The sequence below is a fragment of the Acididesulfobacillus acetoxydans genome (genome assembly GCF_902729405.1).
GTDB lineage: Bacteria > Bacillota > Desulfitobacteriia > Desulfitobacteriales > Desulfitobacteriaceae > Acididesulfobacillus > Acididesulfobacillus acetoxydans.
Genome location: NZ_LR746496.1, coordinates 736,534 through 759,756, shown reverse-complemented (window position 1 = coordinate 759,756; position 23,223 = coordinate 736,534). Strand labels below are relative to the sequence as shown.

Here is a 23,223-nt window from a genome sequence, read left to right as displayed (position 1 = left end):
ACTATCCAATCGCGTTCACCTCGTCCGCAGGCGGTATTCCCATTCCCTTCTTGTCGCCAAAACCCTTGGGTTTGGCGAAAATCATCCGCCCGGCCGCCGTTTGCAGAACGCTCGTCACCAGGACCGGAATGTGCTGTCCCATGAAACGCCGCCCCATGTCCACCACAATCATGGTCCCGTCGTCGAGATAAGCGACACCCTGGCCGGGCTCCTTGCCTTCTTTCATGACCTGAACCAGCATCTCTTCACCCGGCAGGACGACCGGTTTGACGGCATTGGCCAATTCATTGATATTGAGTACTTTGACACCCTGCAATTCCGCCACTTTATTCAAATTATAGTCGTTGGTCAACACCGGCGACCCGAGGACCTGTCCCAAGCGAACCAGCTTACTGTCCACCTCGGCAATATCCTCAAAATCCTGCTCGTGGATTTGTACTTTGATGCCCGTCTCTTTGGAGATCTGATTCAGGATATCCAGACCCCTGCGGCCCCGGTTGCGCTTGAGCAAGTCCGAAGAATCGGCAATATGCCGAAGTTCCTCAAGCACAAAGCTGGGAACGAGGAGCGTTCCTTCCACAAAGCCGGTCTGAACAATGTCGGCTATCCGGCCATCGATAATAACGCTCGTGTCCAATATTTTGTAGTTAGGAACGGTGTCCGCGACCGACCCGGACATTTTGCTGTTGGCATTCTCCTTGTGTTTTTCCCCGTGTTTATCCTTGTCCCTGAACTTGGGAAACACATTGAGAAAGCTGAGAACTTCTTCTTTGCGGCGGGCGCCGAGCGTCCAGCCCAGGTACGCCAGCACGAGGCTCAAAATGATGGACAGCAGCGGCCCGAAAAAATGAATACTAATGAACGAGGTACTGAACAAGCTGGAAATAATAAGTCCAATGATGACCCCCATTACTCCGCCCATTAAATCGTGAGTCGGGATCTTCTGAAGCCGGGAATCCATCCATTTGACCAGGCTCAGGAACCCGCGAATGCTGCCGGGGGCCAGCAAGAAGCCCACCACAGCGAAGATCAGGATCATGGCGACGTAAGTCCAAAGAGCAGTCGAGGGCGACTGCCAGCCTAAAGACTTCAGCACATTAAGGCGTAAAAACATGTAGTCAAGATAGAAACCCAAAGCCCCAAACAGTAGGGTGATGATAACGCGTATGAGATTGCGAATCATCAATTTCACCTCCTTTTACCCTATTTTGGCTAAAAGTCCTTCCTATTATACTTCAGATCAGCCATATTTTTCAAGGGACCCCAAAACCTTAAGCCAAAACTTTACTTAACCACTGCCTCACCTGAATTTCTTCACTCTCTTCAGCTAAAACCAGTTCACTCACCAGGATCTGGCAGGCGTTTTCAAACATCTTCTTTTCCCCGGTGGAGAGTCCCTTGTCCTTTTCCCGCTGGGCCAGGCTGCGGACAACCTCCGCGACATCCAGAATGTTGCCGCTGCGGATCTTTTCAAGATTCGCCCGATAGCGCCGATTCCAGGCTAGGGTCGAGACGACCGCCTCATCCTTCAATACCTGTAACACTCCTTGGACTTCGGCTTTGGAAATAACCCCCCGCAATCCCAGGGTGCCGACATTGTTCAGCGGAACCAGAACTTTCATATTTCCAACCGGCAAATGCATGACATAGTATTGACGGATTTCCCCCAGGACTTCGCGTTCTTCAATGGCTTCAATCACTCCCGCCCCATGCATGGGATAAACGACCTTGTCGCCAACTTGAAACACTCTACCACCTCCTCGTATAATTAATTTAGTTCCTTTTCCTTATCATTATAACAGACTGAACTGTGCAAGGCAAAAAATTTTAGATTATATCACAAATATTATGCCAGTGTCAATGGGTATGCCGCTTTTTTACCTTACCTTTCACAACCTTTCACAGCCCGCCTGACTATTGCGGCGTGGATCCCGGTGCCGCAAAAGTGTCACCGCAAGAACATGAAAATAGTTGCCGGGCCGCGTAAACTAAACCCTGAATAATCACGCCCCCCTTGCGGTCAAAATTGACAATAGTAAGGGACGCTCGTTATAATAAAAGCTGAAACGAGCACAGTGTGGGGAAATAAAGGAGTGAGGACTCAACACGATGGAACAACTTACAGAGCAATTTCAAGAAACGGTTAAGTCCCTTCTCATCCGCCATCAAAGTATTTTGGATATCCTCTCCAAAGGACAGGAAGCGTCCGCCCGGGTCAACCGAGCCGTCGTCAAGTCCGTCACCAGTTGCGGCTGCCTGGCCGTGGAGGCCCACAAAAAGCGGTTTCCGGAAGACGCTTCTGTTTACGATCTTAAACTTCTTCTGGACAGCAACCTGCAAGGAGAGCTTTGCGCCAACTGCCGCGATACGATCCAGGCGGAACTGGGAAAACAGCTTTTTTATATCGCAGCCCTTGCCAACACTCTGGGCATTTCCCTGGAAGACGTCATCAAGGGAGAGATCAATAAACTCTCAACCCTCACTATCTTTAACATGACGTGACCCAAAACCAACAAAGAACAAGACCCCTTTTTGACGGGACATATGACGTAAACTCGCACGACATCACCCGAACCCGGACCCGGTTTGACCAAGAGGCATAGCCGCATGCCCCTGGCTTTAGCTTAGCCAGGCTTTAGCCATGGGGACATTCAGACGGTCTGCCCGTGCTCAGGCTCCGAAAACTTCGGCTATGACTTCCCGCAGGGTATTCCGTGGGAACACTTCGACACGATCGAATTTTAAAGAGGGTTTGATACTGTCCCGCGCAACATACACCCGTTCGAAACCCATACGATCCAGTTCCCGGATCCTCCCTTCCAGAGCGGGGACTTTTTTCAGTTCGCCGGTAAGGCCCACATCGGCGATGAACACGCACTCAGGGGGAATCGCGATATTTTTGACAGAAGAAACGATGCTCATGATGGTGGCCAAATTAACAGCCTGCTCTCTAAACAGCAACCCCCCTGTCGTCTTGATGACGACATTTTTGTTATAGAGGTCGATCCCGCCCCTTTGCTCGAGAATTGAAACCAAGGTGTTCAATTGGTCACGGCGCAAACACTCCCCGATTCGAGCCGGGTAGGGGGTGAAAGAATTCGAAACCAGGCTCTCGATCTCGACAATGATCGGCCGGGTCCCCTCTTTGATCACCGTCAGTGCGCTGCCGCAAACCTCCCCTGCCCTCGTACGTCCCGTCATAAAGAACTCCGACGGGTTGTCAAGGGAGCGCATTCCTTCCTCCGTCATGGAGAAGAAACCCATTTCACCCGTGCTGCCAAATCTATTCTTGGAACACCACGCTTCCCGCAATTCCTCCCCGCTTTCCCCCGTCAGGATGAGCACGGTGTCCACCAGGTGTTCCAAGGCCCTGAGTCCGGCGATCTCATCCTCCTTGGTCATCTGTCCCACCATAATGACGGCCCTGGGCCGCTCACCGCCCTTGGCCAGCCGAACCAGTTCATTCGCGCATTCCATCGTCTGGATCGGTGAACCGGGCCGGGAATTATAAGCTTCCAGCGCAAAAGTCTGAATGCTGTCTATGACCACCAAGTCCGGGTCTGTCTTCCGGACGACATCAAGGACATTTTCCATGGCGGTATCAGCCAGAACCCATATGTTGCCGGCTTGCCTGTTCCCGAGAATGCGGTCCGCCCGGCCTTTGATTTGGCTGTCGCTTTCCTCGGCCGAGGCGTAGAGAACCCTGTACCCTTGAGCCGCCGCGTCGGCAGCCACTTGCAGAAGCAAAGTTGATTTTCCCGCTCCCGGCTTGGCCGTGAGTATCGTCACCGAATCCCGGACAATGCCTCCACCCAAAACCCGGTTGAACTCTTCCATATGTGTAACAATACGCTCGTTCGTGCCTGAGCTGAGCTCCGACAGCCTTCTCGGGCTCTTGGCCTCCTTGTTGTTTTCTTGCGGGACGCTCTGCACCAGCGTGTTCCAGGCATCGCATCCCGGACACTTTCCCACCCATTTTGGGCTTTCGTGTCCACAGCGGGAACAGCGAAAAACGCCCTTTGTCTTCACACTAACACACCTTTCCGAAAAGTCACCCTCGCAAAACCCGACAGGCGCTGCCCGGGCTGTTATAGAGCCAAAGCGCCGGAGCCTTATCGCTTCATGCGCATCGCCCCCGGCGCTTCTTAACGCTCCTTTGCCGCCTGCACTACGCGTCTGTGCCTGAATCGGTGCCTGCGTCCGGCAGTCCGCACCGAAGACTGTCGTGTCGGCGCTATCCCGGCGCGGGCATTTCAGGTGCCGCGTATCGGCATGGAAGCCTGATGACAAAAAGGGGACTTCTTGCGCTGAGAACTCCCCTTCATCCGTTATACGAGGCTGGCGGCCGGATCTCCCCGCCGCATACCTCGGCGAAGCGAACCTTTCCGTCTTCGCCCCTCGCCTCATACCTTGGCGAAGCGAACCTTTCCGTCTTCGCCCCTCGCCTCAATCTTGTCGCCGGCCTTAAAGGCGCCTTCCAAAATCTTCTCTGACAGTTCGTCTTCGATCAGGCGCTGGATAGCCCGCCGCAAAGGCCGGGCACCGAAAGTTGGGTCGTTGCCTTCCTTGGCAATGATCTCCAAAGCACTCTGCTCCACATTAAGCTCAAACCCCTGTTCCTTCAACCGCTTGTTTACGTCCCGCATGAGTATGCCGGCAACCTGCAGAAGGGCCTCCGCCGGCAGGGAATGAAAGACCACGATTTCGTCCACCCGGTTGAGAAATTCCGGCCGAAACGTCCGCTTCAGTTCTTCCATAACCCGCGCGCTCATGTTCTTATACTCGGTCGCCTCGTCCCGGTGAGCGGCAAAACCCAAGGCCTCTTTGCGCAGGAAAGCTGCGCCCACGTTGGAAGTCATGATGACGACGGAATTGCGAAAATCCACCGTCCTTCCCTTGCTATCCGTTAACCTGCCGTCCTCAAGAACCTGAAGCAGGATATTGAAAACCTCGGGGTGAGCCTTTTCCATTTCATCCAGCAAGATGACGCTGTAAGGCTTACGCCGCACGGCGTCCGTCAGCTGACCGCCCTCGTCGTGCCCGATGTAACCGGGAGGCGCCCCTACCAAACGCGATACGGTGTGTTTCTCCATGTATTCGGACATATCGATCCTCACCATGGCATCCTCGTCGCCAAAAAGCGCTTCGGCCAAAGTCCGCGCCAGTTCTGTTTTCCCCACCCCGGTGGGCCCCAGGAAAATAAAGGAACCAATCGGCCGGCGGGGGTCTTTTAACCCTGCCCTGGCCCGGCGAACGGCCCGCGCCACCGCGGCGACGGCTTCGTCCTGCCCGATCACCCTCTTGTGCAATGTCTCCTCCAGGTGCAGAAGACGTTCGCCTTCTTCCTGGGCCAGCTTCTTCACGGGGATACCCGTCCAGCTGGCAACAATTTGGGCGATATCGTCCGCCGTAACCATCGATTTCTCCACGTCCCGTTTGCTTTCCCAATTCGCCCGCTGTTCGTTCACCTGTTCGCGCAGCTTGTGCTCCTGGTCCCGAATCTGGGCCGCTTTCTCGAACTCCTGACTCAGGACGGCGGCCTCTTTTTCCTTTTTCAGTCGTTCGATCTCTTCTTCCAGCTTTTTTAAGTCCGGAGGTGCGACATAAGCGGCAAGGCGAACACGGGAAGCCGCCTCATCCACTAAATCGATGGCTTTGTCCGGCAGAAAACGGTCGGAAATATAACGGTCGGAGAGGCGCACCGCCGCTTCCAGGGCCTCGTCCGTAATCTCCACCCGGTGATGAGCCTCGTAGCGATCCCTCAACCCCTTGAGGATAGCAATCCCTTCTTCAATCGTCGGCTCTCCCACTTGAATCGGCTGAAAGCGCCTTTCCAACGCGGCATCCTTCTCGATATATTTCCGGTACTCGTCCATGGTCGTGGCTCCCACGCACTGAAGCTCGCCCCTGGCCAAGGCCGGTTTAAGAATATTGGCGGCGTCAATAGCCCCTTCGGCTGCGCCCGCGCCGATCAAAGTATGGAGTTCGTCGATAAAGAGGATAATGTTTCCGTCGGTCCGAATCTCTTCCATGACCTTTTTCAGACGCTCCTCAAATTCTCCCCGGTATTTACTTCCCGCCACTACCGCCGAAAGGTCAAGGGTAACCACTCGTTTGTTGCTGAGAATCTCGGGTACCTTGTTGCGGACGATCAACTGGGCCAGCCCCTCGGCAATCGCCGTTTTCCCCACTCCCGGATCTCCTATCAAGACCGGATTGTTCTTGGTCCGGCGACTCAAAACCTGGATGACACGTTCGATTTCTTTCTCCCGGCCGACCACCGGATCTAAACGTCCTTCTTTAGCTTGGACCGTTAAATCGCGCCCAAAGTCGTTCAGCGTCGGCGTGTTCCCGTACGGCGAATTCTTGCCGGAAGGTCCGGCCGGGGCCGTCGCCCCCTGCATCATGTTGTCATCCGGCTCGCCCCCCAAAAGGTTAACGACCTGTTTCCAAATTCTGTCCGGATTAACGCCAAGATTGGCCAGGACCCGAGCCGCAATTCCTTCGCCTTCCATAATGAGCCCGAAGAGCAGGTGTTCCGTCCCTACATAATTGACCCCTTGGCGCTGGGCCGCCTCGTTGGCAAGCTCCAGAACCCGCTTCACCCGCGGCGTGAAAGCGACCTGTCCCGACAGCGGCTCTCCCGTACCCACCAGCTGCTCAATCTGCGCACGGATCTTCTCATAGTCCACCCCTGTGGCCACCAGGGCTTTGGCGGCAATTCCGTCCCCCTCACGCACAAGTCCGAGCAGGAGGTGTTCCGTACCCACGACTTGATGGCCCATGCGTTTCGCTTCATCCTGGGCCAAGCCCAGGACTTTCTGTGCTTTTTCCGTAAAATGGCCTTGCATAATAATGCTCCTTTCTGTTAAGAATCGGCTTGAGGCACAAAAGCCTCCCGGATGAATTTCGCCCGCTCGGCATCCCTCTGACCCGCATCCAGCTCTTTGTTCAGAACATACTGCAGACAGCCCGGATGAGATTCGACCAGTAGGGAGGCAAATGTTCTTTGCGGTTTAGGGAGAATTCCCATATCCACTCCCAAGCGGTCATGTGAGAGAAGATGCATGGCGTCCTCTGAAGTCAGAAGCCGCGCCTTTTCCAATGTTCCCCTGGCCCGCCAGACTTTATCCTCCAAAGCCAGCAGGGCATGTTCCTGCAAAGCCGCTCTGGCCTGAAGTTCGTGCTCGACGATTTGCCCGGTGACGGCACCCAAATGAGCCAGAATGTCCGCCTCACTCTTGCCTAAGGTGATTTGGTTGGAAAGCTGAAAAATATGGCCGAAAGCCTGGGAACCCTCGCCGTACAATCCCCGTACGGCCAGCCCCAAAGGCGCCAGAGCACCGAGAACTTGCTGAATTCGGTTGGTCATGGCCAGGGCCGGGAGATGCACCATCACGGAAGCCCGTAAACCGGTTCCGACATTGGTCGGACAGGCGGTCAAATATCCTTGCGCCTCCCGATAAGCGTAATCCAAGTGTTCTTCCAGAGCATCGTCAAGGGCATCGGCTAAGCGGAAGGTCTCTTCCAGTTGGTTTCCGGGGAGAAGGGTCTGCAGCCGTATGTGGTCCTCTTCGTTGACCATGACGGCGACCCGGTGGTCCGCAGCCAGCGCCGCTCCCCGTCCGGCAGGGCTGTTAACCAAAGCCGGACTGATTAAATGCTTTTCCGTCAGAACCTGCCGTTCGATCGGTGTTAAATCGCCAAGCGACAGATACGTCAGCTTTTCTCCCTCTACCGTCACTGTTTCCAGGGTCCGGACCAGCTTTTCTTCCACCTTCTGGGCCAGTTCAGCCGACATGACGTGAGGAAATGGCATATCTTCAAGATTCCGGGCCAAACGAATCCGGCTGCTCAGGACAACAGTCGATCGATCAGTTTCCTCCATCCAGGCACTGCGCCGCAAAAGCAGATCCTTGCGTTCCATCTTCTCACCCCCCCGCACCTTGTTCCAACTGACGGATCCGATCGCGTGTAATGGCGGCTTCCTCAAACTTTTCCTGCCTGACCAAGGCTTGCAACTCATCCTTTAACCGTTTCAGCTCGACTTTGCCTTTGAGGGCCGCTCCTTTCCGCCCCGGAATCTTACCCACATGTTGTCCCCCGCCGTGAATACGCCGGACAAGGGACTCGATCTGCGGTCCGAAAGCTTCATAACAGACACTGCAGCCCAACTTTCCCGCTCGCGTTATTTGGGAAAACGTCATTCCGCAGCGCGGACAAGCTTGTTCCTGCTGGGGCGCCGACTCCGGACTGAAGCCAAAAAGGGCCTGGAGGAAATCCGGCACGATGAGCCCCGGCTGAAACATAAAATTCGCTCCCTGCACTTTTTTTGCGCACTGTTCACAAAGGTAAAGGTTCTGAGTTTGCCCGTTAACGGTTTTGGCAATATGCACGTTCGCTTCACGCTCATGGCAGTTTTGGCAAAGCATGGCTGTCCCCCCTTTTCTTCCTTTCTTCTTCATCTCTTCATCCCTCGCAGCCCTCACTGAAGATCTTCACGGCAGAGGGTCGTAATGATCCTTTTCATCAGTCGGGCCCGCAGAGCGTTTTCTTCAGGGCCCCGGCCCCCCAAAGCCTCCCGGGACAAAATGCTCTTGATAATGGCCGCTTCCCGGGCTGTGAGGATCTCCTCATCATAAAGGCGTGCCAGTAAACCGTTCGCTCGCTCCAGAGATACAGAGTCCCCTATCAGCTGGCCCATCACTTCGTGGAGAAGCCCGTCCGCCGCGACTTCCAACCGAACAATCCGCAGGTACCCTCCCCCACCGCGGCGGCTCTCAACCAAATAACCCCGTTCGACTGTGAAGCGTGTATCCAAAACATAGTTAATTTGGGAGGGGGCACAAGAGAAAGCCTCTGCCAGGATGCCGCGCTGCAGGACGACATATCCCTCTTCCGCCCGGGCCATGGCTTCTTTGATATACTGTTCAATCCTATCTGCCAAATTCCCCATAAGTTAATGACCTTCTTTGACCTTATGACCTTCTCTGACCTTACGTATATCATACCCAACTTCTCGTATTTTGCCAACCTTTTTCAAAAAGAATATCCCTCCGACGGAAAAAAGGCAATTCAGATTAGCAAGGCGAAATACAACCAGGATCCCACGGTCAAGACCGCAACCACCGCCAGCATGACGGTCACGTTCCGGGCGGCAGGTTCCCCCGCCCGGAACCCGGCCTCCGTAAAACGCTCCGCCGAACAGGTAACATGTTCGTGGACCGGTACCTGCTGTTCGTAAACCGGTACCTGCGCGTCCGCACCACTTCCGGAGCGCAACCTGCGGAGCGGCTCCCCCAGCCGGCGGATTCTTTGAGCATCCTTCGCTCCTTCCGTACGGGAAACCACATCTGACCACAACAGTTTTCCCCGCAGCAGGCTGTCAATCTCCTCTTCCCCCAACCAGACTTCCTTCTCTCCGCCCATGCCGCCACCTCCGCGAATCGGTTCTTCTTTATGCGCCAGATCCTCAAGATTCCGGGGACCGCCGCCAATCCTCGTTTTACTCTCGGGTTCACGGTATAGTGAGAATCAGAATCAGCAGCAGTGAGGAATTCGCCTTCACAAACCCGATGCCGATAAGTTAAACTCGATGCCGCGCCCAGCCGATTATCAGTTTATTTCGCGATGCAAAAAGGAAATCCCTGCCTTCACGGCAGGGACTTTTACCATATTCGCGGCCGCAACAGGGATTGTGCGCCAGGCCGGAGAACCTATTTCACGATCATGACCGGACATTTGGCGCGCTGCAGGATTCTTTGGCTGACGCTTCCCAGCACTGACCCGGCAATCGGACCATACCCATGGCTTCCCATGACAATCAGGTCAACCGGGTCGCTCTCGATCTGCTCCAGAATAGCCGTCACCGGGTGCCCGGACCGCAATAGCTTCGTCACCTTAACCGGCGCGGTCTCGATTCCGGTTAAAGTGGCTTCCAGTGCCAGTTCCCCGTTACGCTTCAGTTCCTCCTCACTCACCGATATGCCGTAGGCAATACTGTATCCCCAGTATGCTTGCGGGGTGTAAGTAACATGCATCAACTCGATTTCCGAGTCGTATTTGCGGGCGATTTCGAGCGCCGTCATCAGTGCCCGGCGCGAAAATTCGGACGCGTCGGTCGGCACCAGAATCTTTTTAAACATGGTCTTCACCTTCCCTTCTTTCCCAACCCACTTCTGCCTATGTCGGTGTTTCCTATCTTAGCGTTTCATCAGCCTTTTGTCCACCTGCGTCTCCCTCCGCCCGGACAATTTGCAACTCACGGGGAGCCTTCGACAGAAAGGATGCCCCAGTACTCCCCTCAACCACGACCGTGTCCTCTATTCCAACCACACCGACACCCGGGAAAACAAATTTCGGCTCGATGGCGATAACCATCCCCGGCACCAGGATGTCTTTCGCACCCCGGCTGATGGTAGGCAATTCATCCAGCTCCAAGCCGACCCCGTGGCCGACAAAACTCACACGGCTGTGTGCGAAGCCCATGAAATTTTCCGCATAAGGTGTGTTATCCTTTACCCAAGTCAACACTTCTTCATAAACTTGCCCCGCAACCCGCCCCGGGAGGAGCAGTCGGCGAAGCCTTTCCTCGATCTCACAGGCAACCCGGTAGGCCTCGGTCAACTCCGGACTCAGACGGCCCAGGACAAACATGCGCGTTTGGTCGATCTGATACCCGCGCACAACACTGACCGTGTCAACGACAATCGGCTCGCCCTCGGCAATCCCCGCCACCGACGCGCCGCCCGGATGCTCGGGCGAAAGCCCCGCCCCCACGACCGGGCCGTCAAAAGCCCCGGCGACAGCCGCCCTCGCCCCTGCCGTTACCGCGCCGAAGTGAAATTCCGAACCAAACCCCCTGGTCCTGACGAAGCCGCCATGCCCGAGGGCCCGCGCCTTCCCCTCCAGCAACCCTTCCAACTCGAGTTCCGTCATACCGGGACGCAAAATCTCCCGCGCGTAGACGAGGAGCTGAGGGTAAATTTCCGCCGCCTCTTTGAGCCGTTCCAGTTCCCAGTCGGATTTCACCGCCCTTTGATGCCGAATGGCAGCGGAAATATCCCTGAAAACAGCCTCCGGCCAAAGCCTGCGATAGCGTTCGAACTGTGACACGGGAAGAACATCGAATTCCAGACCCAAAACATTGGGCAGAGGGTTTCCCGCCCCTTCAATAAATTCGGGTAATTTCGACAACCCTGTCAGCGGCACGACCCCCCAGGAGCTTTCAGACTGCGCCCGGGCGAAATCCCGATAGGCCAGCACGAGCGGGCGTCCGGCCCGGGGAATGTAGAGATGCACATTTTGCGCTGTCCCACTGTAGTACAGGGTATCGGCCCGCTGCACCAACAGGGCCCCGTCGATTCCTTGGGCGCGCAGATGGTCCTGTAAGCGGGCCACCCTGACCTGTAACTCAAAGCTCGGCACTTTCATGACCTTTTCCCCCCAAAGGAGAGGCAAAAACTCCAGCCCCAAGCCCGTGCCGGCGCGATTTTAGCGCCCCGGCCGCCGCAAGGCTTCCGCGGAAGTCAATTCGGCCGGGATCAGTTGTTCTTACCTATCCGCTTCTTTTTTTCTGAATATCGCTGGCTATTTCTAAGTATTGATGACAAATTGGTGCGCACATTTTGGGCACTTGACCTGAAGGGCACCTTTTCCCACCGGCACCCGCATTTTCTGTCCGCACTGGGGACAGTCCGCCAGGCGATGATCGACCAGTTGCAGGATCCTTTGCCGATCGAAACCCACAATCACGTCCTCGCCGATCAGAAAAGTCGGCACCCCGCTGATATTGCGTCTTTGCAGTTCCCAAGCCGCTTGCGGATCCTTCTGAACATCCCTCTCGGCAAAATAAATCCTGTTCTGCGAAAGAAACTCTTTCGCGCTTCTGCAGTGCGGTCAAGTCTTGGTGGTAAAAATCGTAACGTCTTTCAAAGCCTCATCCCCTACCTTTCCGGCAAACATCAGTCCTTTGACAAAGTTGATGATCTATACTCCGTATTATACTCAAAATCCCTTTCCCGTGCCAGGCGCTGAAATCATTGGAGCGGACAGCAGGTATCTTTCTCCGGACGTCGAAGTAACAATCCGGGGGATTCCCCCCGCCGGAAGTTCCCTTCGTCCCAAGTACTCTTTCCGTCCCGGGAATTCCCTCCATCCGGAAGACTGCCCAGGACCCGAAGGCTTCCTCGGCTGGGAGGTTCCCGGCGTCGAGCGGCGCTGCAACAACAGGATATCAAGGAGAAGGCAGGTAGACCCTTTTGCGAAAATCCGAAATTCCGCGTACCATTAAGATTCTGGTTGCCGGCGGCTTTATTAATTCTCTGGGTAATGCGCTAATGTGGCCCTTGAACAGCTTGTTTATGCACAATGTGCTGGGCCGGACTCTGACAGAAGCAGGGATTATCATCGCCTTACAATCCGGGATGAATTTGCTGGGCCAGTTTGTCAGCGGCTTTCTGGCCGACTTTCTGGGCGCCCGCAAGATGATGCTCCTGGGCTTGACCGGGTCCGCCCTCATTATGACGCTCATTGGTCTTTTCCCCATATGGCCGGTCTACGCCCCCGGCATCATTCTTTTCGGGCTAATGAACGGCTTCGTGCTCGTCCCTCTGAACACCCTCGTTCAGACCATCTGGCCCCAAGGAGGACGCCGGGGTTTTAACTACCTGTACGTTTTCAACAACGCGGGCAACGCGGTGGGTACCGCCCTGGGCGGACTGGTAGCCCAGATCTCTTTTCGTTGGGTTTTCCTCGGCAACTCCGTCTCCTTCATCATCTACTTTATCGTCGTAGTCTTTGCCATCCGGGCACCGGTCAAGGTTCAAAAAATGCCTGAGAAGCACAAGGATCTCTCCGCCGTCCTCCACGCTCCCGGCTCTCCCGCCCTCCTGGCTTTAGGCATGGGAATCCTGTTTGTCTGGGGCGGCTACAGCCAGTGGACGACTATCGTACCCGTAATCATGACTCGGCAGGGCTTCTCTCTCCCGCTTTACAGTTTTCTCTGGACCCTGAACGGGATTTTCATCGTGACTCTTCAGCCCCTGACCAATTGGATCATCCGGGTTTGGGCCTGCAGCTTCCGCCGCCAATTTTACCTGGCCTGTCTTCTCATTGCCTGCTCATTCCTGGCCCTCCGGGGCAACCTGCCCTATGCGGCTTATCTTCTCGGCATGCTCAGCCTGACCTTGGGCGAAATGCTGATTCTGCCGGCCGTACCGGCAGCCGCCGCTTTTTTGGCACCCCAAGGCTGGGCGGGTACTTATCAGGGTATTGTCGGCGGAGCGGGTTCGGGCGGACGGATCCTGGGACCCGTTCTGGGAGGCATCGTTTTTGACCGCAGCCACGGCTCCCAAATCTGGCTCTTGGCCCTCGTCTTTGTCTCCGCCGGCCTCTTGGCCTTCATCTTTTACGGTCTCTCGGAAAATCGCCTTCGGCGAACGCGTGACAGCTCACTAAACATTTAGGCAAAAAAGTACCCACGAAACTTTCAGGTTTGTGAAGTGGAGTGGGAAGGGACATCCTAAGCCTGAACCCTTGCTCAGACAACCTAAGAACGAACGGGAGGAAACACTTATGCATCCGGTGACATACCATTTCTGCCCGCAATGCGGCAGACCCCTCGGCAACAAGGAATTCGGCGCACGGACGCGCTCTTTCTGCCCTGATTGCTCTTTCGTCCACTGGGGAGATTTCACGCTCGGTGTGGGCGGAATCCTTTGGCACGGGGGCAAAGCCTTACTCGTGCAGCGTGCCCATAACCCCGGCCGGGGAATCTGGACCCTCCCGGGCGGTTATGTCGAAGCGGAGGAAAACATCGAGAACGCCGTGGCCCGCGAAGTCCGGGAGGAAACCGGAATCGAAACCCAAGCTTCCACTCTCATCGCCGTCCGGGACCGTCCGGGCGAAGAAGCTCCGCCCCAGCCCCATGATCTTTATCTCATCTTTCTGCTCCGCTACCTGAGCGGCAGCGCCCGGGGAGACGAGGATGAGGTCCGTTCCCTCGGTTTCTTCACCCTTGAAGAAGCCCGCCGTCTGTCCATCGCCCCCCTCACCCTGCATATGCTGGAAGCTACGCTGCCCGGTTTGACGGGCTTCGAACGGATTGAAGGGGTAAAAATGCTGGGGGAGCGGCCCCTCCTTTTCCGGACCGCCACACCCCGCCGGGAATGAACTCGTGGGCACCCACTCCCACTTGTAGAAGTGGGAGTCTTACGCGTTGGATAACCCGGCAGCGGTACGTCCCCGCTGCTAAAACTCGAGGGTGCTGCCCGCTCCGGCCCAGGCAAATTGCCGCGGAAACTCCCCGGCCAGTTTGGCCAGCATGGCCGGACCTGTACAGTGATTAGGGGCGAGCACTTCCAGGTCGAGGGTCCTTAAGTATTCCATCGTCTTCTGTTGCTGCTCGGGGCTGGCCGGTCCTAAATGCGTGCCGCCGATAATGGCCCTAACCTTGCCCTGCCCCGTGAGTTGTTTGGCGTACTCCACAATGTTGACCAGTCCGGCATGAGCACAGCCAAGGAAGATGACCAACCCGCTCTCACTCGTATAAAACAAACTGTAATCATCGGGAAGCGTGTCCGCGACGGTCTGTCCGTCCCGGATTTGGATCATGCGCTCATCGACCCGTTCATAATCCGTCCGGCGCGGGATTTCCCCGCTGAGCCATAATCCCGGTCTCAACTCAAGCGGCTCCTTGTGGAAATGAAATTCGGCCCCGGCGCTCGTCAGCTGTTCCCGGCGAAAGGGCACTCCCAGGTACTTGTCCCCCTCACCGTTGAAACCCCGTCCGTAATGCCCGGCAAAAAGGTCCGGGTGGGCGTATACCGGTACGCGGCCCCGGTACTGCAGCAGTTTGAGCAAGCCTCCCGTGTGATCGTAATGTCCGTGACTGAGCACGACCTTGTCGATTCTTTTCAGATCAATGCCCAAGGTGTCGGCATTCCCGATTAAGTTCCCCTGTTCCCCGACGTCAAGCAGGACGCGCTCATCCCCAAAGTCCAGAAAAAGCGCCAGACCCCACTCACCTAAAAGTCCCAAGGGCACTCCCACCGTATTCTCCACCAAAACCGTAACTTTCAGAGCCACCTCGAAAACCCCCTTCTTTTTTCCTCTGCCGGGTATTTTTATAGTATTTCTGTATTGCGCGCTAATATCCTGCCTCCGTCCCCGGGAGACTCACCCGCACTTACTGTAACCGCAGTGTGTACAGACCACACAGCCGCTTTCGTGGTTAATCGGCATGCCGCATTCCGGGCAGGCATTGTCAACAGCCACCCCGGCCCGGGCTTTCTTGACCACCGCCCGTTCGGCCTTGGTTAGGCCTTTGACGTTGACCATTTTCAGAGAAGGGTCGTTAACGCCGTTCAGGTCATCTCCGCCGACCCCCGGGACACCGGAAGCGTTTCCGGCGGGATCTTGCCCCTTAGATCCACTTTCATGCAGTCCGTTTCCCGCCAAACCGTTTCCATTCGCGTTGTCAATATATTTTTTGATCACGCGGGCTATGGCATCCGGGCAGGAAGTAACATTCACTCCTTCCCGCCTGATGCAAGCCGGACAACGGATTCCCCGGATCTGCTCAGTAATGGCGTCAACCGAAATGCCCGAACGCAAGGCAATCGAAATCAGACGGGCAGTGGCCTCCGACTGGGAAGAGCAGCCCCCGGCCCGGCCGGTGTTGGTAAAGACCTCACAGATGCCTTTCTCATCCGCATTGACGCTGACATAGAGGTTGCCGCAGCCGATTTTGATCTTTTCCGTTACCCCCACCGTGATGGCCGGACGGGGACGCGGCATGACAGTATTTACCTCCGGAACGAAGGGAACCTTAGGCGGAGCAGCCGAGGCCGGTTCGCCGGTGACGCCCGCCCGGGCCTGTGAGCCTGTAACCCCCGTCTGTCCGTGTCCCGCTTCGGAACCGGCACTCGGTTTTGCACCGGCTGACAGAACCTGCTCTTCCCGGCTGCCGTCGCGGTAGACAGTAAGACCCTTGCAATTCAAAGCGTAAGCCAGGCGGTAAGCCCCGGCGATATCCGCACGGGTCGCCGCCCGCCGGAAATTGATGGTTTTGGATACGGCATTGTCCGTGTAATTTTGAAAGGCCGCCTGGATCTTGATGTGCCATTCCGGCGCGATCTCGTGAGCGGTGATAAACACCTCCTGGACCCAGGCGGGAACTTCGTTCAAACCAAGGACGGTCCCCCGTTCGGCGATTCCCCGCATCATCTCCTGGGAGTAAAAACCGTATTCCCTGGCAAATTGCTCAAAGATCGGATTCACCTCGACCAGAGGAGTTCCGTCCATTACCGTCTTAGTATAAGCGACAGCAAAGAGGGGCTCTACTCCGCTGGAAACACCGCAGATCATGGAGATCGTCCCCGTGGGGGCTATCGTCGTCAGGGTGGCGTTGCGCAAGCGGCGTACCCCGTCGTAGACAGAACCCTCGTAGTTAGGGAAAACCCCTCGCTCGTCTGCCAGCCGCTCCGATTCCTTCCTGGCCTCCTCTTGAATGAAGCTCATAATTTTCCCGGCATATTCGACGGCATCGTCGGATGCATACGAGGTCTGCAGCAAAATGAGCATGTCGGCGAAACCCATGACCCCGAGTCCCACCTTGCGGTTCTCTTTCACCATTTTTTCAATGATCGGAAGCGGATATTGGTTGACCTCAATGACGTCGTCAAGAAAGCGGACAGCCAAGCGCGTGACATAACTCAGACGCTCCCAGTCCACGGTCACCTTGCCGGCCTTCTCCGTCACCATCCGCTTCAGATTGATGGAACCCAGATTGCAGGCTTCGTTGGGAAGAAGGGGCTGTTCACCACAGTTATGCACGTGGATGCCATTGGCATCAAAAGCATGCACTCCGCGAATCTGAACATCGTAGACCGGCTCTTCTCCCAACGGTAGGCATCCCGTTACCTTAGCCAGGAATCGCTCCCGATTCAGATTGCGCCGGTAGGCAGTGAGCTTCTCGAAAAGCGCCTGCTGCTTTTTAACCTGGCTAAAGCCAACCGTCTGGAAGAATACTTCCAAATTATCTTCGGAGATCACCAACTCGTGCCCGGGTTGAACCACATAATTCTTGTATCCTCCTTGTCCGTTCGGCAGTGCCTTAGCACCTCCCGGTTTCCTGTTTTCGTAGACTGTGCAACAGATCCCTAAGCGGTGCAGCATCCTCTGTACAGTTCCAAGAACTGCCTTGTCATTCTGCCACAATCTGACCGAGACACCTTTCTCCTGATTTCCGACTACCGTGCCATCCGTATCGAAGATCCCGCGCAAAAATCCCCTGTGAAAGTCGTACCCTGTCTCCTCGATCCGAGACGTAATGTGCTTGTTACCGGGGTAGATTCCATACTCTGCCGCCAAATCCCTTATAGAAGACAAGCGCAGGCGATGTTCTGCCCGTCCGGCAACCGGTTTCTGGAAGCCTCGGAAATCAGAACGCTGGGGCAAGCCGACAACCGCCTTCTCGGCCGCTTCCATGAGGGACCCGGCCTCTTCCCCTTCTCCCCAGACGGAAATAATCCCCCCCGCCTCGGTAAGAGTCCCGTCTCCGAGAAGAAGGCCAAGCACATAGCCCTCATCGTAAGAACCCTTACCCTGCCAGCGAATTCCCCGGTTGTCCGAAAGAATGATTTGATCTCCGGGCTGCAACTTCCCGGCTTCTCTCCACTCCGCGGCAATTCTGTAACGGGTTACTTCTTTGGCAACCCGTATTAAGTGATCGGCCGTAACCCTTAGGGCATAGCCCCTGTCGGTCCGCACGAGCATAACCGGTTTGACCCCGGTTGGAAAAAACCCTTGCGGCGAAGACCCGTAATACGAACCGTTAAGTGCCAGTTTAGTCTCTTGGCCCAGAATATTCTTGACCTGGGCCGGCCCCGCGTTCGTTAGGACCCACGTCTCCCCGGAAACACACGGATTGGTCGCCTCGATCTCCCCGATCTGCGGCGTCGGATTTCCTTTGTTCAGGCGATCCAGAAACACGATCCCCGGCTCCCCGTTGCGCCAGGCATGGTCCACAATCTCGTCGAAGACGGCGCGGGCCGGCAGAGTGCCGACAGGCTCACCCACATGGGGGTCGACAAGATCGTAGTCGCGGCCTGCTTCGGCCGCGGCCATGAAAGCCTCGGTGATTCCCACCGATATATTGAAGTTGGTGATTTCCCTGTTATTTTCCTTGGCAGAGATGAATTCGAGAATGTCCGGATGGTCAACCCGCAAAATTCCCATGTTGGCCCCCCGCCTGGTACCGCCTTGTTTGACCGCTTCCGTCGCGGAGTTAAAAACCTTCATAAAAGACACCGGCCCGGAGGCCACTCCGCCCGTGGAGCGAACCGCGCTGTTCTTGGGACGCAGACGAGAAAAGCTGAAACCTGTGCCGCCGCCGGATTTATGGATGATGGCGGCATTCTTTATAGCGTCAAAAATCTCCTCCATGCTGTCTTCGACCGGCAGCACAAAGCAAGCGCTTAGTTGTCCCAGATCGCGCCCCGCATTCATTAAGGTCGGAGAATTGGGCATGAATTCAAGACTCACCATAATATCGTAGAAGTCCTTAGTCAGAGCCGCGATTTCCTTTTTCCCCCTGCCGAACCTCTCCTCGCTGGCGGCAATCACACTGGCGACCCGGTAGAACATGTCTTCCGCCGTTTCTGCGACTCGACCCTCCTCCTGTTTAAGGTAGCGTTTAGCCAGAATTACCCGGGCATTGTCACTTAAGCTGGCTTTGGACCAGCCCTTCGGCACGTTTCCGTCAAAATTCACGCGAATCCCCCGACTTTCTCAATCTTATTGCTGATGTCGTTCCTGCTCTAAGGATGAGAGGCGCGTCGCTGCCTCAAATCATCGAGCTCCTCCATAAACCGCTGGACATCCTTAAATTCCCGATAGACGGAAGCGAAACGGATGTAGGCAACCTCATCCAAGTGAAAAAGCCTGTCCAAGACGGCCTCCCCTACCTCAAAACTTCTCACTTCCCGTTCATGTTGGTTACGCAAACTTTTTTCAATCTCGAAGGCGGCCTGTTCGATCTGCTCGGTCGAGATAGGCCTTTTGTTACAGGCCCGTAACATGCCCGCACTCATCTTGGCACGCAGGAAAGGTTCCCTGCTGCCATCTTTTTTGACCACCAAGAAAGGGGCGTCTTCATATTTCTCGTAGGTCGTAAAACGCCGCGAGCAGCGGTCACATTCCCTTCGTCGCCGCACCGCGGTGCCTTCCTCGACTTGACGCGAATCTAAGACCCTAGTATCCTCGTTCGCGCAGAATGGGCATTTCACCGCCGTTACACCCCCATATGTAGTGTGGTTTTCATTCTATCTTCCTATATGTAGTACGTCAAGCTTCCCCAGGCGAGATGACGTCTGTCCTTAAGCTCCTGCTTTTACCTTTGTCCCTCTCGCTCACTCTTGCTGAGAAATACTAAAAATTACCGGATAAAAGAAAAATGATTGAAAGCGGCGCCCGCCTTCAATCATCCGGTACTTCCAGTTCGATTAATTCTCGGTAAAGTTCCTTGCGCCGATCGGCAAGAAAAAAGCTCTCTCTCATCGAAGTCCGACTATGCTTGCGCAAGGCGTTGAGCCGTCCGGCTCCGAGATGGGCGTAGACAATCTCCGCACCCATCTCATGGCCTGAATCCTCAGCGCAAACGTCCCCCTTGGGGCCGAGTACCAGTGCCCCCCCGCTGAACCTTCGGCCCCTCCCATCGTCCCCCTTTAGGTTGCACGCCGCCAGGTAAACCGAATTATCATAGGCCCTGGCACCCAAGTAGCGCAACCAGATCGATTTGCGATCACCGGACACGACAGGGGAAGCATGGGGTGCAAAGAGAACTTCCGCTCCCTTGAGTGAATAAATCGCCGCGACTTCCGGGAAATGCCAATCCCAACAAATCCCTACGGCAAAGCGTACCCCTTCTCCTTCAAATACCGGCAGTTCATTCCCGGCGGTAAAATACATGCGTTCCAGCCGCCCCAAGTGCGTCTTGCGATATACCCCGACTCTGCCGTCCGGGAAAGCGATTAACTGCGAGAGATAGGGCTTCTCTACGCCCTCCGCCTTCTCCGCCATGCCTACCAGCAGAGTCACCCCCAATTTGACGGCCTGCTCTGAGATCAGGCGGACTTTGTCCCCTTCTAGCTTTTCCGCGTATGCTTGCGCCGTCTCAGGTGCGTACCCCTGAAGCGCCATCTCCGGATAGCAGATCATCTTGGCCCCATGCCCGGCCCCTTCTTCCGCCAGCCTGAGAATGCGTTCCAGATTCTTCTGAGTCCGCTCCGCTTCAGCCCGGAATTGCACCAAAGCTACCTCCAGATCCTGCACCCCTTACCACCCGATCCGTTTTTTTAATGCTCGCCTAACCTGAAACCACCCCGAAGCTATCCATAGCACAGTAGTCCATGCTGATCACCTCAGACAGCAGCTTCCTATTGTGCACCAGGTCGATTAGGTAACGCTCATCTTTCGTCTGCGCCGTTTGGGCGTGCGTCAGAATATTTAAGGGCCGATAAACCGGAGCATCCTGGATGCGCAAAGCCTTAAATACCCTTTGGTCGCATTCCCGCCGTACGGTGAGGGCGGAGAGAACCGTCATGCCCAGACCGGCGGAGACAACTTGCTTAATGGCCTGAGTACTGCCCAACTCCATCGTGATGTTGAGCAGGCTCGGGTCAAACCCCTGTTCCTCAAGTGCCAGTTCCATGACCTTGCGTGTTCCGGAGCCTACCTCCCTGACGATCATGCGCTCCTGCGGCAGTTCCGCCAGGCTAATGGAATCACGTTGCGCCCAGGGGTGGTGATACGGAACCACAACCACCAGTTCATCCTGCCAGAAACTTTCAACTTTCAGGTCCCTGTTGGGAGGGATCGGACCCTCAATAAACCCGATGTGAATATTCTTTTCCAATACGTCCTGGCTAATCACTTCTGTATTGGCTATTTTTACCTTGAAGTCGATGTCGGGACGCACCCGGTACAAATATGCCAAAAGATGGGGCAGCACATATTCACCGATCGTCAGAGTCGCTCCCAGATAAACCTCGCTGCGTTTGTCTTCACCTAAGGCGTTGACCTGCTCACGTGCTTCATGCAGCATGTCCAGGATCTTGCAGACATTGTCGTAGAAGACGTGTCCGGCCCGGGTTAACGTGACTCCTTTGTTGGTACGGTCCAAAAGCCGCGCCCCATAATGATCTTCCAAATTCTGAATTTGCAGGCTGATGCTCGGCTGACTCATATGCAACTTCTTAGCCGCCAGCGTAATGTTCTTGCTCTCGGCCACTGTTTTGAAGACGAGAAACTGCTGCTCACACATCCGGAAAGCCTCCTTTTAACTGGACGCAAACAAATGCAGACGCCAGAGCACGCCCGCATCCACGCCTTTCCGCCGTTTCCCGAAGCACCGGGCCACCGCGGCGGACACTCTATAACAGTTATTATACCACGAATAAAAGTTATAAACAGGCGATCTTCAAGATGCGCAAACCGATTCCACTTTCCCGGCCTTCAGACCTGCCCGATTCTCCCTGCGATACTCTTGGGCCAGGCGCACAAAACTCTCGGCCCATGAGGGATTGTCCAGAGCGTGAATATGGTTGTAAGCCGCGAAGACCCTACCCCTCATCAATCCGTCACGCTCACCGTCTATGCCGTGTCCCCGTTCCACTTTTAAACCCCAGCGGCACTCACGAGGCAAATTGACAATACGGGAATTATGAAACTCATGCCCCCGCAGCAACTCTCCTTCTTCAAACCAGGGGCAGCCAGGGGAAACCTTCATCACTGTATAGCCATGTCCTTGGGGTTTGCCCTCCATGACAGTGTCCACCGGTAAGACACCCGCCATTTCATATCTGCCGCTTGCGGTCACAACACTCCGGCCCAGATACATGAGCCCCCCGCACTCGGCATAGATAGGCATGGTCGCTGCAGCCTTGCGAATAGCCGAGCGCAAGGAAACATTGCGCTCCAGCTCGGCGGCGAAAACCTCGGGGAACCCCCCGCCGATATACAGCCCGTCCAGGATATCCGGCAACTCGGCATCCGTCAGGCTGTTAACGGGGACCAAACGCGCTCCCATGCTGCTGAGCGCCTCAAGATTCTCCGGATAATAGAAACTGAACGCTTGGTCGCGAACTATGCCAAGGGTCACCACTGCGGCCGCGGGGCCCTTCTTTGCCGCCGCCTCAACCGCTCCCCAGCCAGGCGCCGTTTCGGCCTTCGGGTGCACTTCTACGGAAAGATCCCGTCTGCAAGTCCTTTCTCTTCCATCCGAACCCGCCAGGGCAAGCACCCCTGCCAAATCGACATTCGCGGCAACCGCGTCCGCCAGCCTGTCCAACACTTGCTCCGGCCCGCCGCTCTCTTGGCAAGTAATCAAACCCAGGTGGCGGTCGGGAACGGTCAACCGTTCATCCTTCGGCAACGCCCCCAACACGGGAATTGAGCAGTACGTTTCTATCGCTTCCCGCATAACCTTTTCCTGTCGCGCTCTGGCTACTCTATTCAGAATTACCCCGGCTATCCGAATCTCGCTGTCAAAGTGCTGGCACCCCAGCACCAAGGCCGCGGCGCTCCGCGTCATGCGGGTCGAGTCCACCACCAATATAACGGGGCTCGCGGTAATCTTGGCAATCTCGGCACTGGAGCTGCTCCCTCTGAGATCGAGCCCGTCAAAGAGCCCCATCGCCCCTTCAATGACGCACAGGTCCGCCCCTGCGGAATTTCTCACCAGGGAATTGACGATACTCTCCGCGCTCATCAGGAAACTGTCCAGGTTCCGACATTGACGGCCGGCGGCAGCCGTGTGCCAACCCGGGTCAATAAAATCCGGGCCTTTCTTGAAGGGCTGCACAACCAAACCGCGACGCTGCCAGGCGCGCAATAGGCCCAGGGTAACGGTCGTCTTGCCGCTCCGGCCTTGCAGAGCACCGACCAGCAAGCGGGGTATGCCCAAACCCGGACGTGCAGCTGCGTCAGGGCCCGAGGTGCCCGCTTCGCTGGGGGGGAGCGGCGCTTTACACCCCGAGGGGGTCGTCATGATACCCGGGCAATCAGCCTCCGCCTTGCCAAGCTCTCTTCTCGTCGCTGTCGACATCCGGCTCCCTCCTTGACTCTGCGCTTTGCTCAAGCTCTTGAGCAAGGAAGCGCCCTCAGGGCGCTTCCTTGCTCCCTCCCAGCCTACATCCGGTCAATCAGGCGCACCGGGCGATA

The 23,223-nt window shown here is 56.0% G+C and carries 20 protein-coding genes; 3 read left to right on the top strand and 17 right to left on the bottom strand.

The genetic code is table 11. The features are described 5' to 3' along the window. Position 1: 1 nt before the first annotated feature. On the bottom strand, positions 2-1,183 hold the full coding sequence (locus MNU25_RS03370; RefSeq protein WP_240983779.1) for a PIN/TRAM domain-containing protein: 1,182 nt from the start codon (positions 1,181-1,183) through the stop codon (positions 2-4). Between the two features lie 88 nt (positions 1,184-1,271). Continuing rightward, entirely contained in the window at positions 1,272-1,748 is a 477-nt protein-coding gene (locus MNU25_RS03365; RefSeq protein WP_240983778.1) for a CarD family transcriptional regulator, read from the bottom strand. A 361-nt stretch (positions 1,749-2,109) separates the two neighbouring features. Between MNU25_RS03365 and MNU25_RS03360 the strand changes: the two genes are divergently transcribed. Beyond that, positions 2,110-2,502, top strand: a complete 393-nt coding sequence (locus MNU25_RS03360; protein WP_240983777.1) for a nucleoside triphosphate pyrophosphohydrolase family protein — start codon at positions 2,110-2,112, stop codon at positions 2,500-2,502. A gap of 168 nt (positions 2,503-2,670) precedes the next feature. On the opposite strand, the gene radA is transcribed toward MNU25_RS03360, so the two are convergent. From radA to MNU25_RS03315, 9 genes are all read right to left on the bottom strand, one after another. Next, a complete protein-coding gene (gene radA, locus MNU25_RS03355; protein ID WP_240983776.1) occupies positions 2,671-4,029 on the bottom strand; it encodes a DNA repair protein RadA in 1,359 nt (452 codons plus the stop codon). A 374-nt stretch (positions 4,030-4,403) separates the two neighbouring features. Beyond that, positions 4,404-6,851, bottom strand: coding sequence for an ATP-dependent Clp protease ATP-binding subunit (locus MNU25_RS03350; RefSeq protein WP_277350656.1), 2,448 nt, complete (start codon positions 6,849-6,851; stop codon positions 4,404-4,406). A 17-nt stretch (positions 6,852-6,868) separates the two neighbouring features. Continuing rightward, positions 6,869-7,927 carry a protein arginine kinase gene (locus MNU25_RS03345; protein WP_240983775.1) on the bottom strand — a complete coding sequence of 353 codons (1,059 nt, stop codon included), beginning with the start codon at positions 7,925-7,927 and terminating at the stop codon, positions 6,869-6,871. Positions 7,928-7,931: 4 nt separating this feature from the next. After that, positions 7,932-8,432 carry a UvrB/UvrC motif-containing protein gene (locus MNU25_RS03340; protein ID WP_240986707.1) on the bottom strand — a complete coding sequence of 167 codons (501 nt, stop codon included), beginning with the start codon at positions 8,430-8,432 and terminating at the stop codon, positions 7,932-7,934. Between the two features lie 53 nt (positions 8,433-8,485). Further along, positions 8,486-8,956: a CtsR family transcriptional regulator gene (locus MNU25_RS03335; protein ID WP_240983774.1), complete on the bottom strand. Its 471-nt coding sequence runs from the start codon at positions 8,954-8,956 to the stop codon at positions 8,486-8,488. A 119-nt stretch (positions 8,957-9,075) separates the two neighbouring features. Further along, positions 9,076-9,429, bottom strand: coding sequence for a hypothetical protein (locus MNU25_RS03330; protein WP_240983773.1), 354 nt, complete (start codon positions 9,427-9,429; stop codon positions 9,076-9,078). Between the two features lie 287 nt (positions 9,430-9,716). Then, complete coding sequence (locus MNU25_RS03325; RefSeq protein WP_240983772.1) at positions 9,717-10,145, bottom strand: universal stress protein; 429 nt, start codon at positions 10,143-10,145, stop codon at positions 9,717-9,719. Between the two features lie 52 nt (positions 10,146-10,197). Next, positions 10,198-11,433 carry a M24 family metallopeptidase gene (locus MNU25_RS03320; protein ID WP_240983771.1) on the bottom strand — a complete coding sequence of 412 codons (1,236 nt, stop codon included), beginning with the start codon at positions 11,431-11,433 and terminating at the stop codon, positions 10,198-10,200. A gap of 162 nt (positions 11,434-11,595) precedes the next feature. Next, a complete protein-coding gene (locus tag MNU25_RS03315; RefSeq protein WP_240983770.1) occupies positions 11,596-11,934 on the bottom strand; it encodes a glutaredoxin domain-containing protein in 339 nt (112 codons plus the stop codon). 326 nt (positions 11,935-12,260) lie between these two features. Between MNU25_RS03315 and MNU25_RS03310 the strand changes: the two genes are divergently transcribed. Together MNU25_RS03310 and MNU25_RS03305 are read left to right on the top strand one after the other, a co-directional pair. Next, positions 12,261-13,466 carry an MFS transporter gene (locus MNU25_RS03310; RefSeq protein WP_240983769.1) on the top strand — a complete coding sequence of 402 codons (1,206 nt, stop codon included), beginning with the start codon at positions 12,261-12,263 and terminating at the stop codon, positions 13,464-13,466. 109 nt (positions 13,467-13,575) lie between these two features. Continuing rightward, positions 13,576-14,172, top strand: a complete 597-nt coding sequence (locus MNU25_RS03305; protein WP_240983768.1) for an NUDIX hydrolase — start codon at positions 13,576-13,578, stop codon at positions 14,170-14,172. Positions 14,173-14,250: 78 nt separating this feature from the next. Here MNU25_RS03305 and MNU25_RS03300 read toward each other — a convergent pair whose 3' ends face one another. The 6 genes from MNU25_RS03300 to MNU25_RS03275 form a co-directional block, all read right to left on the bottom strand. Then, a complete protein-coding gene (locus MNU25_RS03300) occupies positions 14,251-15,087 on the bottom strand; it encodes an MBL fold metallo-hydrolase (protein WP_240983767.1) in 837 nt (278 codons plus the stop codon). 90 nt (positions 15,088-15,177) lie between these two features. Continuing rightward, positions 15,178-18,774: a TSCPD domain-containing protein gene (locus MNU25_RS03295; RefSeq protein WP_240983766.1), complete on the bottom strand. Its 3,597-nt coding sequence runs from the start codon at positions 18,772-18,774 to the stop codon at positions 15,178-15,180. Between the two features lie 47 nt (positions 18,775-18,821). Further along, positions 18,822-19,289 carry a transcriptional regulator NrdR gene (nrdR, locus tag MNU25_RS03290; protein WP_240983765.1) on the bottom strand — a complete coding sequence of 156 codons (468 nt, stop codon included), beginning with the start codon at positions 19,287-19,289 and terminating at the stop codon, positions 18,822-18,824. A gap of 190 nt (positions 19,290-19,479) precedes the next feature. Then, a complete protein-coding gene (locus tag MNU25_RS03285) occupies positions 19,480-20,334 on the bottom strand; it encodes a nitrilase-related carbon-nitrogen hydrolase (protein WP_240983764.1) in 855 nt (284 codons plus the stop codon). 34 nt (positions 20,335-20,368) lie between these two features. Next, a complete protein-coding gene (locus tag MNU25_RS03280) occupies positions 20,369-21,325 on the bottom strand; it encodes a LysR family transcriptional regulator (RefSeq protein WP_240983763.1) in 957 nt (318 codons plus the stop codon). A 156-nt stretch (positions 21,326-21,481) separates the two neighbouring features. Further along, entirely contained in the window at positions 21,482-23,107 is a 1,626-nt protein-coding gene (locus tag MNU25_RS03275) for a cobyrinic acid a,c-diamide synthase CobB (RefSeq protein WP_240983762.1), read from the bottom strand. Positions 23,108-23,223: the final 116 nt, after the last annotated feature.

Excerpts from the sequence above, each read along its gene's own strand:
- MNU25_RS03370 (WP_240983779.1), bottom strand. The coding sequence starts at position 1,183 with ATGATTCGCAATCTCATACGCGTTATCATCACCCTACTGTTTGGGGCT.
- MNU25_RS03360 (WP_240983777.1), top strand. The coding sequence starts at position 2,110 with ATGGAACAACTTACAGAGCAATTTCAAGAAACGGTTAAGTCCCTTCTC.
- MNU25_RS03350 (WP_277350656.1), bottom strand. The coding sequence starts at position 6,851 with ATGCAAGGCCATTTTACGGAAAAAGCACAGAAAGTCCTGGGCTTGGCC.
- MNU25_RS03345 (WP_240983775.1), bottom strand. The coding sequence starts at position 7,927 with ATGGAACGCAAGGATCTGCTTTTGCGGCGCAGTGCCTGGATGGAGGAA.
- MNU25_RS03340 (WP_240986707.1), bottom strand. The coding sequence starts at position 8,432 with ATGCTTTGCCAAAACTGCCATGAGCGTGAAGCGAACGTGCATATTGCC.
- MNU25_RS03335 (WP_240983774.1), bottom strand. The coding sequence starts at position 8,956 with ATGGGGAATTTGGCAGATAGGATTGAACAGTATATCAAAGAAGCCATG.
- MNU25_RS03330 (WP_240983773.1), bottom strand. The coding sequence starts at position 9,429 with ATGGGCGGAGAGAAGGAAGTCTGGTTGGGGGAAGAGGAGATTGACAGC.
- MNU25_RS03325 (WP_240983772.1), bottom strand. The coding sequence starts at position 10,145 with ATGTTTAAAAAGATTCTGGTGCCGACCGACGCGTCCGAATTTTCGCGC.
- MNU25_RS03320 (WP_240983771.1), bottom strand. The coding sequence starts at position 11,433 with ATGAAAGTGCCGAGCTTTGAGTTACAGGTCAGGGTGGCCCGCTTACAG.
- MNU25_RS03305 (WP_240983768.1), top strand. The coding sequence starts at position 13,576 with ATGCATCCGGTGACATACCATTTCTGCCCGCAATGCGGCAGACCCCTC.
- MNU25_RS03280 (WP_240983763.1), bottom strand. The coding sequence starts at position 21,325 with ATGTGTGAGCAGCAGTTTCTCGTCTTCAAAACAGTGGCCGAGAGCAAG.
- MNU25_RS03275 (WP_240983762.1), bottom strand. The coding sequence starts at position 23,107 with ATGTCGACAGCGACGAGAAGAGAGCTTGGCAAGGCGGAGGCTGATTGC.